The sequence below is a fragment of the Neisseria sp. P0014.S002 genome (genome assembly GCF_051958295.1).
Classification (GTDB): Bacteria; Pseudomonadota; Gammaproteobacteria; order Burkholderiales; family Neisseriaceae; genus Neisseria; species Neisseria flavescens_B.
Genome location: NZ_JBQCVO010000003.1, coordinates 151200 through 165940 on the forward strand (window position 1 = coordinate 151200; position 14741 = coordinate 165940).

Annotated in this window: 13 protein-coding genes and 1 riboswitch; of the genes, 1 reads left to right on the plus strand and 12 read right to left on the minus strand. The window is 52.5% G+C overall.

Annotation, left to right across the window (positions count from 1 at the left end; genetic code table 11):
- Positions 1-64 precede the first annotated feature (64 nt).
- The 7 genes from ACTHSX_RS05170 to gcvT all read right to left on the minus strand — a co-directional run bounded on the left by ACTHSX_RS05170 (position 65) and on the right by gcvT (position 7938).
- A complete protein-coding gene (locus tag ACTHSX_RS05170; protein ID WP_070589703.1) occupies positions 65-778 on the minus strand; it encodes a GntR family transcriptional regulator in 714 nt (237 codons plus the stop codon).
- A gap of 261 nt (positions 779-1039) precedes the next feature.
- On the minus strand, positions 1040-1459 hold the full coding sequence (locus ACTHSX_RS05175) for an OsmC family protein (protein ID WP_440376955.1): 420 nt from the start codon (positions 1457-1459) through the stop codon (positions 1040-1042).
- 87 nt (positions 1460-1546) lie between these two features.
- Positions 1547-2380, minus strand: coding sequence for a bifunctional hydroxymethylpyrimidine kinase/phosphomethylpyrimidine kinase (thiD, locus tag ACTHSX_RS05180; RefSeq protein WP_440376954.1), 834 nt, complete (start codon positions 2378-2380; stop codon positions 1547-1549).
- Between the two features lie 224 nt (positions 2381-2604).
- Positions 2605-5457, minus strand: a complete 2853-nt coding sequence (gene gcvP, locus ACTHSX_RS05185; protein ID WP_440376953.1) for an aminomethyl-transferring glycine dehydrogenase — start codon at positions 5455-5457, stop codon at positions 2605-2607.
- Positions 5458-5511: 54 nt separating this feature from the next.
- Complete coding sequence (locus tag ACTHSX_RS05190; protein WP_440376952.1) at positions 5512-6063, minus strand: DNA-3-methyladenine glycosylase I; 552 nt, start codon at positions 6061-6063, stop codon at positions 5512-5514.
- A 107-nt stretch (positions 6064-6170) separates the two neighbouring features.
- Positions 6171-6557, minus strand: a complete 387-nt coding sequence (gcvH, locus tag ACTHSX_RS05195) for a glycine cleavage system protein GcvH (RefSeq protein WP_100066423.1) — start codon at positions 6555-6557, stop codon at positions 6171-6173.
- Between the two features lie 280 nt (positions 6558-6837).
- A complete protein-coding gene (gene gcvT / locus ACTHSX_RS05200; RefSeq protein WP_440376951.1) occupies positions 6838-7938 on the minus strand; it encodes a glycine cleavage system aminomethyltransferase GcvT in 1101 nt (366 codons plus the stop codon).
- A gap of 210 nt (positions 7939-8148) precedes the next feature.
- Positions 8149-8246: riboswitch (glycine riboswitch) on the minus strand.
- Positions 8247-8452: 206 nt separating this feature from the next.
- On the opposite strand from gcvT, the gene ubiB reads away from it, so the two are divergent.
- Positions 8453-9964 (plus strand): ubiquinone biosynthesis regulatory protein kinase UbiB, encoded by a 1512-nt coding sequence (gene ubiB, locus ACTHSX_RS05205; RefSeq protein WP_440376950.1) that lies wholly within the window; start codon positions 8453-8455, stop codon positions 9962-9964.
- Positions 9965-10039: 75 nt separating this feature from the next.
- Here the strand turns inward: ubiB and ACTHSX_RS05210 are convergent, their stop codons facing one another.
- From ACTHSX_RS05210 to ACTHSX_RS05230, 5 genes are all read right to left on the minus strand, one after another.
- The gene (locus tag ACTHSX_RS05210; protein WP_440376949.1) at positions 10040-11410 is read right to left on the minus strand and encodes a chloride channel protein; all 1371 of its coding nucleotides are present in this window, start codon (positions 11408-11410) and stop codon (positions 10040-10042) included.
- A 77-nt stretch (positions 11411-11487) separates the two neighbouring features.
- The gene (gene argJ / locus ACTHSX_RS05215; protein ID WP_440376948.1) at positions 11488-12708 is read right to left on the minus strand and encodes a bifunctional glutamate N-acetyltransferase/amino-acid acetyltransferase ArgJ; all 1221 of its coding nucleotides are present in this window, start codon (positions 12706-12708) and stop codon (positions 11488-11490) included.
- 42 nt (positions 12709-12750) lie between these two features.
- Positions 12751-13449: an LrgB family protein gene (locus ACTHSX_RS05220; RefSeq protein ID WP_440377035.1), complete on the minus strand. Its 699-nt coding sequence runs from the start codon at positions 13447-13449 to the stop codon at positions 12751-12753.
- Positions 13449-13793, minus strand: coding sequence for a CidA/LrgA family protein (locus ACTHSX_RS05225; protein ID WP_049343552.1), 345 nt, complete (start codon positions 13791-13793; stop codon positions 13449-13451). The genes ACTHSX_RS05220 and ACTHSX_RS05225 overlap by 1 nt, the downstream gene beginning before the upstream one ends.
- Positions 13794-13978: 185 nt before the next feature.
- A complete protein-coding gene (locus ACTHSX_RS05230) occupies positions 13979-14725 on the minus strand; it encodes a HesA/MoeB/ThiF family protein (RefSeq protein WP_440377034.1) in 747 nt (248 codons plus the stop codon).
- Positions 14726-14741 lie beyond the last annotated feature (16 nt).

The following is a 14741-nucleotide window of genomic DNA, read 5'->3' on the forward strand; positions in this document are numbered from 1 at the left end:
GTTTTATAGGGATAAACCAATGGCCGTCTGAATATTTCAGACGGCCTTTTTATTGTCAAACCGATTACATCTCGAGTTTCTGTTCCAAGCGTTCCATGCACGCGCCCAAGTGGCGGCGCATGACTTTGGTCACACGGTTGCGCTTACCTGCCAGCAACAAATCGAGGATTTCTCGGTGTTCATGGTGCGAATTGGAATCGATGTTGCGCTTTTCTTTGCGAAGCGGATCGGAAACGGCCACAATCAATGAAGAGCGCGCGCACAAGGTATTCATGATTTCAAACAAGACATTATTATCCAACAGCCGCGCCAATTCGACATGGAAGGCATTGGACAGGCGGTTCCAACCCACGCGGTCGCCGCTTTCGGAAGCTGCGCCCTCTTGCTCAATCATGGCGTAAAGCGGTTGCAGACGCGTTTCCAAATCAGGCATATCGATGAGGACGCTCAAAATCATGCTTTCCATTTCGATACGCGTGTTGAACACGTCTTTCATTTCTTTCAAATCCGGCACATGGACAAATGCGCCACGATTGGGCTGTAAATCGACAATTTTGTCGTGCGCCAAAAGCGACAATGCGCCACGCACGGTATTGCGCGAGCAAACCATTTGTCGGCAAAGCTCGGACTCGGTCAGTTTTTTACCCGGCAACAGCAGATGGTCGGTAATGCCGTCCAAAATCAATGCGTACACGCGGAAGAGTTCGGAATCGTGACGCTCTTCCAAAATAAGCGATGACGTTGCAGGCGCAACGTTGGTATTATTTTCGTAATCCATACTGTTTCCCCAGTATCCGTATTAAGGCGCAAGCGTTTACAAACCTGCATCTTTCGGGGTTGTTTAAAATATAATTAAAAATTGTTGACAATGTTAAACGAAACTTGCACAATGAGATCAACAAGCCAAGTTATAAAGGCTGATAGAGAGAGAGAAAAAGGAATAAAAAGCAAGCAGATATATTCATGTTAATGCGTGAATATATCTGCTTTTTTTGTGGGTAGCCGGTTCACGCTCCGACACGCCCACCCTAAAACCTCCCTATTCTGTTTCAACTATCTCGAAGCTGTGGCTCATTTTTGCCGCTTTGCCCAGCATAATCGATGCGGAGCAATATTTTTCGGCAGACATCTGTACGGCGCGTTCAATCGCGCTTTCTTGCAAATCCCGACCATACACTTTGAAATGGATCTGGATTTCAGTAAACACGCGCGGCGCGGTGTCAGCACGTTTGGCAGTCACTTCGGCACGGCAGTCGGTGATTTTTTGGCGTTGTTTCTCGGCAATCATCACGACATCGATGCTGGAACAGCCTGCTACACCCAACAACAGCATTTCCATCGGGCTGGGGCCGCGCTTGACTTCGCCTTCAGCCGCCGCGCCTTCCATCACAACGCTGTGTCCGTTTGCCGTTGTACCGACAAAGCACATTCCATCTATCCATTTTGAAGTAACTTGCATGGTGTCTTTTTTATCCGTAAAAGCATTCATCCGATATTGTAAACAATTTCAAGTGATAAACCTAGTCAGGCCGTCTGAAAAATACAATCAATTACAATTGGTCTGAACGCATGATTCGTCCCGATACGCCCAGTGGTTGACCGGCCCGTGCCCTGCCCCGATGCCCAAAGGATGGGAAATGGCGGCGGCAATATAGTTTTTTGCCGTTTGAACCGCCTCTGGAACGCTAAACCCTTTTGCCAACTCGGCTGTGATGCAGGCAGAAAACGTGCAGCCCGTGCCATGTGTATGCGGCGTCGGGAAACGTTTGCTGTTCAGCTCAATGGTTTCGTATGGCATAAACAGCCAGTCGGTGCAATATTCGCTTCGGCTGTCGGCAAGATGGCCGCCTTTAATCACCACATTTTTCACGCCCCAATCCTGAAGAATTTTGGCGGCACGTTCCGCATCTTGGCGGTTTTCAATATTGATACCCGTCAAAGCCTGCGCTTCGGGCAGATTGGGGGTCAATACGTCCGTATGCGGCAGCAGCAGGCGTTTCATGGCTTCGACGGCTGAGTTTTCCAACAACTGCGCGCCGCCTTTGGCAATCATGACCGGATCCAACACGCGTTTGCCGAAGTCGCATTCGGCGGTTTGTTCCGCCACGCATTCGATGATTTCCGCCGTACCCAGCATGCCGATTTTATAGGCACGGATTTGGAAATCCTCCTGAATCGCGGCAATTTGCGCGGCAATCATGTCGGTCGGTATCGGATGCACTGCCGATACGCCCAAAGTATTTTGTGCGGTAACCGCGGTCAGTACGCTGGTGCCGAACACGCCGCGCATCTGAAATGTCTTCAAATCCGCCTGTATGCCTGCGCCGCCGCCGGAATCTGAGCCAGCAATCGTCAACGTTTGAATAAAAAGTTCGTCCATCGTGTCCTCCTGTTTTTCAGACGGCCTTTTGCTTATCGTTATGGAAAGCCGTTTGGTTTTATCCGCAAACAAAGGCATGCGCCGTTTATCTTTCCGAATGCCTTATCCGTTGTTTTACCAAAAACAAATGTATGTTCTCGGGCGAAATATCTTAACAAACAAAAGGCCATCTGAAAACTATTTTCATTTTCAGACAGCCTGTTCAATTTTAAACCTATTCAGGCTTAATCTTCGTATGCGTCAATCGGCAAGCAGGAGCAAATCAGATTGCGGTCGCCATACACTTCATCTACACGTTTCACGCTCGGCCAGAATTTGTGTTCGCGGACAAACGGCAACGGGAAGACAGCTTCTTCGCGAGAATACGGATGCGTCCATTCGCCGGTTACGTCGGACGCGGTGTGCGGAGCGTTGACCAGCGGATTGTCTTCTTTCGGCCATTCGCCGCGCTCGACTTTCAGCACTTCCTGTTTGATTTGTTTCAAGGCGGCGATGAAGCGGTCGAGCTCGGCTTTGCTTTCGCTCTCGGTCGGCTCAATCATCAGCGTACCGGCAACAGGGAAGGAAACCGTCGGCGCGTGGAAGCCGTAGTCCATCAGGCGTTTGGCGATGTCGGTTTCGGTGATGCCGCTTTCGGCTTTGAGCGGACGCAAATCGACGATACATTCGTGCGCGACGCGGCCGTTTTTGCCTGTATACAGGATCGGATAGTCTTCGCCCAGACGTTTGGCAACGTAGTTGGCGTTGAGCAATGCCCAGCGTGTCGCCTGCTCCATGCCTTGTTTGCCCATCATGGTCAGGTACATCCAAGTAATCGGCAGGATGGACGCAGAACCGAAGGCCGCAGCAGCAACGGCGGTTTGGTCGGCACTGGCGCTGTGGGTGTCGGTCAAAGCGTGTCCCGGTGCAAACGGGGCAAGGTGGGCTTTCAAACCGATAGGGCCGACGCCCGGACCGCCGCCGCCGTGAGGGATACAGAAGGTTTTGTGCAGGTTCATGTGCAACACGTCCGCGCCGACTTCGGCAGGCTGCATGATGCCGATTTGGGCGTTGAGGTTGGCGCCGTCCATGTAAACCTGTCCGCCGTTTTCATGGATGATGCGGCAGATGTCGCGGATGCCTTCTTCGTACACGCCGTGGGTGGACGGGTAAGTAATCATGATGGCGGACAAAGCGTCGCGGTATTGCTCGGCTTTGGCTTTCAAATCGTCGATGTTGACGTTGCCGTGTTCGTCGGTATCGACAACGACGACTTTCAAACCGAGCATGGCGGCGGTGGCGGGGTTGGTGCCGTGGGCGGATTTGGGAATCAGGCAGATGTTGCGGTGTCCCTCGCCGTTGGCTTCTTGATAGCGGCGGATGGACAGCATGCCGCTGTATTCGCCCTGCGCGCCGGAGTTGGGCTGGAAGGAAATCGCGTCAAAGCCGGTGATGGCTTTCAGGCTGTTTTCCATGTCGGTCAAAAGCGCGCGGTAGCCTGCGGCTTGGTTTTTGGGGGCGTAGGGGTGGATGTCGGTGAACTCTGCCCAAGTAATCGGCAACATTTCCGCAGTCGCATTGAGCTTCATGGTGCAGCTGCCCAATGAAATCATGCTGCGGTTCATCGCCAAGTCGCGGTCTTCGAGTTTTTTCAGGTAGCGCAGCATTTCGTGTTCGGTGTGGTAACTATTGAACACAGGATGTTGAAGAATGTCGTCCTGACGCAGCAATTCGGCGTTCAGACGGCCTTTGACATCATCGGCAAATGCGAACGTATCCTTGCCGGTAAACGCACGGTACAAATCAACCAAATCTTCGTATGCCGATGTTTCATGGAATGCAGCTGCAACTTGAGTATCGTTGACGCGGCGCAGGTTGTAACCCGATTCCAGAGCAGCGGCAAACACTTGGTCTGCTTTCTCTTTGCTGCCGAAATCGACGGTAACGGTATCAAAGAAGACTTTGTGAACCACATTCAGGCCGGCTGAAACCAGTGCATCGGCAAAGGCAGAAGCCAATGCATGAATGCGGTTGGCAATGCGTTTCACACCTTCAGGGCCGTGGTAAACGGCGTACATGCCCGCCAAGTTCGCCAGCAACGCCTGTGCGGTACAAATATTGGACGTGGCTTTTTCGCGGCGGATGTGTTGCTCGCGGGTCGATAGTGCCATGCGCAGCGCGGGTTTGCCCGATGCGTCTTTGGATACGCCGATGATGCGGCCCGGAGCGGAACGTTTGAACTCGTCTTTAAATGCGAAATAAGCAGCGTGCGGACCACCAAAGCCCATCGGTACACCGAAGCGTTGGGTGTTGCCCAAAGCAATATCCGCGCCCAATTCAGCCGGAGACTTCAGCAAAACCAAGCTCATGATGTCGGCGGCAACGGCCACAATTGTGCCTTTTGCTTTCAGACGGCCGATAACATCCTGCAAGTCTTGTACGTCGCCGTCTTTGCCGACGTATTGGAGCAGCGCGCCGAAGTATTCGCCTTCATCCGCTTGGGCAAAATCACCGACCACCAGTTCAAAGCCGAAATATTTGGCGCGGGTTTTCATCACGTCCAAAGTTTGCGGATACACGCGCGCATCCACAAAGAAACGCTCAGTTTTCACTTTACCCACGCGGTGCGCCATCGCCATTGCTTCGGCGGCGGCAGTCGCCTCGTCCAACAAAGACGCACCTGCCACAGGGAAACCGGTCAAATCGATACACACTTGTTGGAAGTTCAACAAAGCTTCCAAACGACCTTGGGCAATTTCCGCCTGATATGGGGTGTAGGCGGTGTACCAACCCGGATTTTCCAATACGTTGCGCAAAATCACATTCGGCACACGGGTTGGGTAATAACCCAAACCGATATAGGACTTATTGATCACGTTTTTAGACGCAATGCCTTTCAATTTCGCCAACGCGTCCGCCTCGGTCAAAGCCTCGGGCAAATCGAGTTCGGACGGCATACGGATGCTTTGCGGCACGGTATTGCCGACAAAATCATCCATGCTCTTCTCGCCGAGCGCTTCCAAAAGCGCAGCCTCGTCGCCAAAGCTCAAATGGCGCGCGGCAAATTCGTTCGGGTTGAACAATTCAGATAGTTTCATTTCTACTCCTTCGGTGTTATCGATATCAACACTGTTTTTCTTGCAGATGTTGTTTCAGACGGCCTCCGCCCACTTTGGACGACATGCCAATATTTCCCTATAAACCGGGCAGGTTTCCACATGCGCGCCGGGCAGGTAGCCGGTACTCATCAGAAATTCGCCGACGATTTCGCCGCCGACAAATTTGAAATGTTTTTTAAACAGCTTCACCCATTCAGCCTTGTCGAGCGGATGGTTCGCATCGAGCCAGTTTTTGAATGAGCCGTACTCTTGCTGTATTTGTTTGATTTGTCGCGCATTGTAGATGGCTGCGTTGATTTTCAGGCGGTTGCGGACGATACCTGCATCGGCAAGCAACCGCTCAATATCGGCTTCGTCAAATGCGGCGACCGTATCGATGTCGAAACCTTTAAATGCCGTCTGAAATGCCTGCTGCTTCTTCAGCATCAGCGTCCAGCTTAATCCTGCCTGATTGATTTCCAACACCAGCCGCTCAAACAATTCATTGTCGTCCTCAATCGGAAAACCGTATTGCGTGTCGTGATAATGTTTGTTGGGGTTGTCCGTATCGTCAGAAAGCGTGGCGACAAATTCGCAGTAATTCATGTTTGCTGAGGAAAAATTGAAACAAAGGCCGTCTGAAAGCATTTTTCAGACGACCTAAGACCTGCAATATCAAACAGGCGCAAAACCTGCTTGGATGTTTGCAAAAATCAAGCTACTTCGCCTGCGTATTGTTCGGCAGTCAGCAGACCGTCGTAATCGGCAGGGTTGGCAGGTTTGATTTTGAAGAACCAGCCTGCGCCGTAAGGGTCGCTGTTGGCAGTTTCCGGAGCGCTTGGCAAATCTTCGTTGACGGCAACGATTTCGCCTGCAATCGGCGCGTATACGTCAGATGCGGCTTTTACAGATTCAACCACACCAGCTTGCTCTTCGGCAGCCAGGTTTGCGCCGACTTCGGGCAGCTCGACGAACACGATGTCGCCCAACAGCTCTTGCGCGTGATGGGTAATGCCGACGGTGATGGTACCGTCTTCTTCAAGGCGCAGCCATTCGTGGCTGGCAACGTATTTCAGTTCGGCTGGGATGTTGTTGCTCATTAAATGTTCTCCTATTAGATAAATATTTGCGTATAAACCTGGTTATAAACAAAGTTCCATATTAACGCTTTACTTACTATAAAAATCTTCTTTCGTTACTGCCACAATGTCTGCTTCAGAAACTCTTCCATCACCTATATAATCAGATTGATACTCATAAGAAATAACAACCATACTCTTCCTGAAAAATCGCAGTAATTAAAGCTTTACTGCCATCCTTTAATTTTACTTCATTATTAATTTTATATTTAGGCTCCATTGTTTTCCTTTATTCAATAGTTCAATCAAACTGTTTTTGACCGTTGCGGACAAACGGCAGCTTCAGTACGCGTACGTCCACTTCTTTGCCGCGCATCAGCACTTTGGCGGTATCGCCGTCAAAATCTTTCGGCACGCGGGCGATGGCGATGGATTGTTTCAGGCTTGGGGAGAATACGCCGCTGGTTGTTTCGCCTTTGCCTTTGTCGGTCAACACTTCCATATGCGCGCGCAGGATGCCGCCTTTTTCGAGCAACAGGCCGACCTGTTTGACGGCAACGCCTTTTTCTTTCAATGCCAGCAAGGCGGCTTTGCCGACGAAATCGCGGCTTTCGTCTTTTAAGTCAACGGTCCAACCCATGCCTGCTTCGAGCGGGCTGGTATTGTCGTCCATATCGTTGCCGTAGAGGTTCATACCGGCTTCCATGCGCAGGGTGTCGCGTGCGCCGAGGCCGCAAGGTTGTACGCCTGCTGCTTGCAGGGCTTTGAAGAATGCGACGGCTTCAGTGCCCGGCAGAATCACTTCGACGCCGTCTTCGCCGGTATAGCCTGTACGGGCGACAAACCAGTCGTTGCCCAAGTCTGCACCTTGGAACGGTTTGAGGCCGTGAATTACGTCCGCCCATTCAGGTTTGACGGTCAGGAGTTTTTCGATGGCTTTCGGGCCTTGTACGGCGAGCATGCCGAGGTCGTAGCGCGGATTGAAGGCAACGCCGAACTCTTGTCCGACTTTGTGGAATTGCGCCGTATCTTTTTCACGGGTCGCGCCGTTGGACACGATGCGGTATTGTGTTTCGGCTTCGTTGGTGCGGTAAACGATCAAGTCGTCAATCACGCCGCCGTTGTCGTTGAGCAAAGCGGAATAAAGGGCTTTGCCGACAAAAGCGAGTTTGGCGACATCGTTGGCAATCAATTTGCGGAAAAAAGCTTTGGCATTTGCGCCTGCTACGTCGGTAACGAGCATATGGGATACGTCAAACATACCGGCGTCGGTACGCACGGCTTCGTGTTCGGCGATTTGTGAACCATAATGGATGGGCAGCTCCCAGCCGGCAAAATCTACCAGCTTCGCGCCTGCATCTTGATGGGCTTGATGAAATGGGGTGGTTTTCAGAGCAGTCATTCTCAAGTTTCTCCGGATTTTTTGTTCAGATGCCGCCCGCGCACCTATGCGCGGATGACCCTATCTGTCCTTGAACCTGAGATTTTCGGCCGTATCCGCATGATGGCAAACCAGTCTGCTCACTGCTTTGCGCGGTTGTCTGAATGGTGGTTCAGACGGCCTTCTCCCCTTCGGTGGACGTTATTCTAACGCCGCTCTCCAGATTGTTTGTTTCAATGTGCAGTCCCTGATACCTGAGCGATTTAAGGGTGTCTGCGCCTTCGGTGGTTACATTGTAGTTGGGTGTAACACTCTCCTGCACATTTCCCGATTATGTCTTGAATCGGCGGTTTGGGCAAGTAGCCGACGAATATTTATGATGCGAATATTCGTCTTTTTATTGAGGCGGCAAAACCTTAGCCTTTATAAAATTGTTAGCTATGCGGCAAATGTTTTTGCAAAAGTCTCAGGCCGTCTGAAGCCCTTGCCCGTTTTTCCTATATAATTCTGTTTTTTCGATTTATCTGCGTCCATCATGAACCGCCTCAAACGCATTAAAACCATCCTCTGCACGCTCTACCGCTACCGCCTTGCCGAGCTGATTGCCTCGCTGGTCCGTCCAGGTTGGGCGCGGACTTTCCTCAATATGCTGCCGCAGTCGTCCAAGTTCAAACACGAGACGCCTGCCGTGCGCCTGCGTTTGGCGTTGGAAAGCCTGGGGCCGATTTTCATCAAATTCGGACAGGTATTGTCCACGCGACCCGATTTGATTCCGCATGATTACGCGGTCGAACTGGCAAGGCTGCAAGACAAAGTGCCGCCGTTTGACGCGCAGCTTTCGCGCTCGCAAATCGAAAAATCTTTGGGCCAATCCATCGACACTTTATACGCGGAATTTGAAACCGAGCCTGTCGCCAGCGCATCCATCGCCCAGGTACACAAAGCCCGCCTGCATTCTGGCGAACAGGTCGCTGTGAAAGTCTTGCGCCCCAACCTTTTGCCCGTTATCGAACAGGATTTGTCGCTGATGCGTTTTGGTGCAGGCTGGGTAGAGCGTTTGTTTTCAGACGGCAAGCGTTTGAAGCCGCGCGAAGTGGTGGCTGAGTTTGACAAATACCTGCACGACGAATTGGACTTGATGCGCGAAGCCGCCAATGCCAGCCAACTCGGGCGCAATTTCCAAAACAGCAATATGCTGATTGTGCCGAAGGTGTTTTACGATTACTGCACCAGCGACGTGCTGACCATCGAATGGATGGACGGCACTCCGGTATCCGATATTGCCAAACTCAAAGCAGACGGCATCGATTTACACAAACTTGCCGATTACGGCGTGGAAATCTTCTTCACGCAAGTTTTCCGAGACGGCTTTTTCCATGCGGATATGCACCCCGGCAATATTCTGGTCGCCGCCGACAACCGTTACATCGCCCTTGATTTCGGCATCGTCGGCACGCTGACCGATTACGACAAACGCTATCTCGCCATCAACTTCCTCGCCTTCTTCAACCGCGATTACCACCGCGTCGCCACCGCCCACATCGAATCGGGCTGGGTACCTGCCGACACGCGCGCGGAAGAGTTGGAAGCAGCTGTCCGCGCCGTGTGCGAGCCTGTATTCAACAAACCGATTTCGCAGATTTCCTTCGGCTTGGTGCTGATGCGCCTATTTGAAGTCAGCCGTCGCTTCAATGTCGAAATCCAGCCGCAGCTTGTGTTGCTGCAAAAAACACTGCTCAACATCGAAGGCTTGGGACGCCAACTAGATCCCGATTTGGACTTGTGGAAAACCGCCAAACCGTTTTTGGTGCATTGGATGAACGAACAGGTCGGCCCCAAAGCCCTTTGGCGCAACCTCAAAAACGAAGCCCCCGACTGGGCGCAAATCATCCCTTCCCTGCCGCGCAAAATCAGTGCTCTGGTTGATGAAAACCGCCAGCAGGAAATGCGCGATGCCTATGTGCATCTGGTCAAAGTACAGCAACGCCAAAGTCTGTGGCTGGGTATGATTGCAGTTGTTTTGCTGCTGATTTTGCTGTTTAAATAAACCTCAATACAGCTTTAAACGACATAATAAAGGTCGTCTGAAATTTAGTTTTCAGACGGCCTTTTATATGCCTATCTATTCTTTTTTCTCATGCGGAACATGTCCGCTTTCGGCTTCGATATGCCGTCTGAAGCGCAAACCTGCAGCATGGTAAAACGGATGCGGCGAGAATTGACGCGAGACTTGCGAAGCGAAGATGCAAGTCAGCAGCATCCAAAACAGTAAATTCTGTCCGCCCGTCATTTCCATTACCACCACGGCGGCGGTCAACGGCGATTGGGTCGCGGCGGCAAGAAATGCGGCCATACAGAGCAAAACCGCGACATTGGACGCGTCGCCCAGTTGCGCGAAAGAAGCCATGTGTTCGCCTATCATCGCACCGATGGTTAAAGACGGCGTGAAGATGCCGCCGGGAATGCCTGCCCAATAACTGAACACGGTCGCCGCCCATTTTGCGGCGGCCAAGCCGAACGGCGCTTCATACGCGCCTTTGAGTGCGGCAGCGGCTTCGTGATAGCCCGTACCATAGGTTTTGCCTTGATAAAACGTACCGAGCAGCGCCAGCAAGATACCCATTGCAAAGGCGACCACAAACAAATGACGGCGGATGAAACTGCGCCAGCGTACCGGTGCGAATGCCGCCGCGCCGCGATACAAAAAGCTGCCGAACAATCCGCCGGCCACGCCGCAGACAATACCCGACACCGCGGCCCACATCAGCATGTTTGGCAGCTCATGCCCTTGAAACCCTGAAAAATACGGGTTGTTGCCCTGTATCGCCACTTGAATGAAACCGGCCGCCAACACGCCCATCAAGATTTGGCGCTCCCAACGCAAAAGCACACCGCGCCCCAATTCTTCGATGGCAAACACCACACCGGCCAAAGGTGCGTTAAACGCCGCCGCCAAACCGCCGGCCGCGCCTGCGGCAATCAAATCGTTTTCCTGCATGCCCCTAAATGCCAGCCCGTGCTTTTTACACCACGCGCCCCAAGCGTTCATGACCGCCGCGCCCACTTGTACAGACGGCCCTTCCCTACCGATCGACGCCCCCAAAATCATGCCCAAAAACGTCAGCGGAATCTTAAAAAAGGTTTCGCCCAGACGAATCAGACGGGTTTTCTGTGCGCCATACGGCAAAGACAAAGAAGCGATGACCTGCGGAATACCGCTGCCGGAAGTGTACGGCGCAAATTTGCGCGTAAACCACGCCAAAAGCGGCAAGCCCAGCGGCAAGGCCACCCACGCAAACCACGGATATTTGCCCACCAGCAAAGCATTCCATTCCAAAGCCAAATCCGCCAAACGCGCAAACAGCAAAGCCGTCAGGGCAACCAGCGCCGAGCCTGCCAGCAAAAACAGAAAAGCCATGCTTTTTTTCGACAGGCGTTTGGTTTGGCGGATTTTGTGGGCGAGGCGCGCCGCCCAAGTCTGTGGAAATTTCATAATAGGCATGCAGTCAATGTGTTCAGACGGCCTTGATGCTTTTCTCAAAGGCCGTCTGAACACAAGGATAAAGGTTTTTAAGAACGATAATCCGCGTTAATCGACACATATTCGTGCGACAAATCGCAGGTATAAACAACCGCCTCCGTATCGCCGCGTTGCAAATCGATGCGGACGGTGATTTCCGGATGGTTCATCACCGCTTGTCCGGCCTCTTCGGTATAGCTTTCCGCACGGCCGCCGTTTTCGGCCACCAACACGTCATCCAGCCACATTTTCAAAGCATCGACATCCAAGTCTTCAATACCGGCATAGCCGACGGCTGCCAACAGACGACCCAAGTTCGGGTCGGAGGCAAAGAACGCGGTTTTCACCAAAGGCGAATGGGCGACGGTATAAGCCACTTTACGCGCCTCTTCGCGGGTTTTCGCGTTTTGCACTTCAATCGTGATGAACTTGGTCGCGCCCTCGCCATCACGGACAATCGCCTGCGCCAATTCCAATGCCAGCGAACCGAGCAAGGCTTTGAGCTGGGCATAGCGCGGATCGGCGGTATTGTCGATTTCGCTCTGACCGCAACGGCCTGTCGCCATAATCACGAAGCTGTCGTTGGTGCTGGTATCACCGTCCACGGTAATCGTATTGAAACTTTCATCTGCGATTTCTTGCGTCATCAGCTGCAAAATCGGCTGGGACACTTTGGCATCGGTGGCGATAAACGACAACATGGTCGCCATGTTCGGATGAATCATGCCCGAGCCTTTGGCGATGCCGGTGGCACGGACTGTGTGTTTTTCGCCGACCAAGCCTTGGCGCGAAGCGGCTTTCGGCACAGTGTCCGTCGTCATGATGGCACGCGCCGCATCCGACCAGAATGCAGGGCGCACTTGCGGCAAAGCGGCCACGATTTTATCCACAGGCAAGGGTTCTAAAATCACGCCGGTCGAAAACGGCATCACCTGATTGGATTGGCAGCCGACCTGTTCCGCCACAGCCGCACACACTTTAATCGCATCCAGACGGCCTTGTGCGCCGGTACCCGCATTGGCATTGCCCGTATTGACGACCAAGGCACACACGCCATCTTGGTCAAACAGGTGCGACTTGGCGATATGCACCGGCGCGGCGCAGAAACGGTTTTGCGTAAACACCGCGCCCACCGTATGGCCGCCGCCCAACACCATCAGCGTCAAATCGTCGCGGTTTTGTTGCTTGATGCCGGCACGACCCGTAAACAGACGGATGCCGTCGATTTCCAACAATTCATCTGCACGTTTTTCAGTCAAATTTACAGCCATATCATTTTCTCCTGTTTACACTATTTTCAGACGGCCTAAACGCTATACGCCCAATAAGGGAATCAAGATAGGCACCAATATCGCCGTCAACACACCGTTGAGCGTCAAGCCCAAGCCGGCATATGCGGCCATACGGCGGCCGTATTCCAAAGACGCCGCAATACCCATCGCATGTGAGGCTGTCCCCAAAGACATTCCCACTGAAGAAGGCATATACAACGCCCCTTTCAACACTTTATATCCGGCCATCTGTCCAAAAAGTCCGGCAATAATCACCGTTGCCGCCGTAATCGCCGGAATACCGCCGATAGACGCCGTGATTTCAATCGCAATCGGGTTGGTCACCGATTTGGGAGCCAGCGACAAAATCACTTCGCGCGAAGCGCCCAGCCATTTGGCAAAATACACACCCGTAACAATGCCTGTCACGCTGCCCGCCAACTGCGACAACACCACCGGAAACCACTGGCTGCGGATACGGTCCCAGTTTCGATAAAGCGGCACGGCCAGCAACACGACTGCCGGTTTCAACCAAAAATCAATAAATTGCGAAGCAGAATGGTACAGCTCGTAATCGATGGCAAATACCTTCAAATAACCCATCAACACCAGCGTACTGATCAATACCGGATTACACAGCACATTCCCCGTGCGCGCCCGAATCTGCACCGCCAAAGCATACACGGCCAAAGTCAGGAACAGCATGACCGAGGGCATACGCAACAGCCCGTCTATATTCATCACATCCACCTCCTGACCCACTCATGCACTTTGCCAGTCACCAACAATACGCAGATCGTACTGCCGATTGTGGCCGTCAAAATTGAAAACCAGTCGTTTGCAATCACATCCAAATAGCTGATGACGGCCACGCAAGGCGGCACCAAAAACAAAGTCAGGTTTGCCATCAAAATGTCTGCCAGTTCTCCCACCCAAGACAATTTGACCCAGCCGGCCTGAAGCGCGGCAAACAGCAAAGCCATGCCGACAATACTGCCCGGCAGCTTCAACCCCAAAATCCAAACGGTTGCCTCGCCCAAAGCCAGGCAACCCAATACCACCAATAAGGCACGAATAATATTCATTAAGCCGGTTTCTCCTTATCCTTTTTCAGACGGCCTCAAAAAATTTATTAATCATTGAATCATATCGTGCCACAGGCCGTCTGAAAAGGGAAGAAACGCCTTCCTTCAAGTTTAATGAAAGATAAGTATGATTACTCTAGCGGATTGGCTTAGGAATGTTGAAACCCCTACCCTGCTTTTTGTCTTTAACGGCCACTGCAAACCGGGCATTCGGGATTGCGTCTCACCCCGTATTGCTGCCATTTTCCGCTCAACGCGTTGTAGGTAGAAAGTTTGCCGTGCGACGGCGTACCGATACCGATCAGCACTTTAAGCGCTTCGGCGGCTTGAGTCGTTCCGATAACGCCGACCAACGGCGAAAAAACGCCGAACAATGCACAAGCGCCATCGCTGGCTTGTTCGCCGTCAAACAGACAGGCATAGCAAGGCGTATCGGGAAGATCGGGACGGTACACGGCGATTTGTCCGTCAAAGCCGACGGCCGCGGCGGAAACCAAAGGCGTGCGCGTGGCAACGGCGGCGCGGTTGACCGCTTGGCGTGTGGGATAATTGTCGGAACAATCGAGAATGATGTCGGCGGCCTTTGCTAATTCGACAAGCCTGGCCTCATCAAGAAATTCGGCAATGGCTGTAATGTGTATTTGGCTGTTGATTTGTTTCAGACGGTCTTGCATGACCAAAGCCTTATTTTTACCAATGTCGGCTTCGGTAAACGTGATTTGGCGTTGAAGGTTGGTCTCGTCGATGGTATCGGCATCGGCAATAGTCAGGCGGCCGATACCGGCGGCGGCAAGATACGGCAAGGCCGCCGCACCCAGCCCGCCGCAACCGACAACGAGCACATGGGCGACTAAGAGTTTTTCTTGGCCTTCGATACCGATTTCGTCAAGCAAGATATGGCGGCTGAACCGCAGGAGTTGTTGATCGTTCATCATGATAATAAGGCCG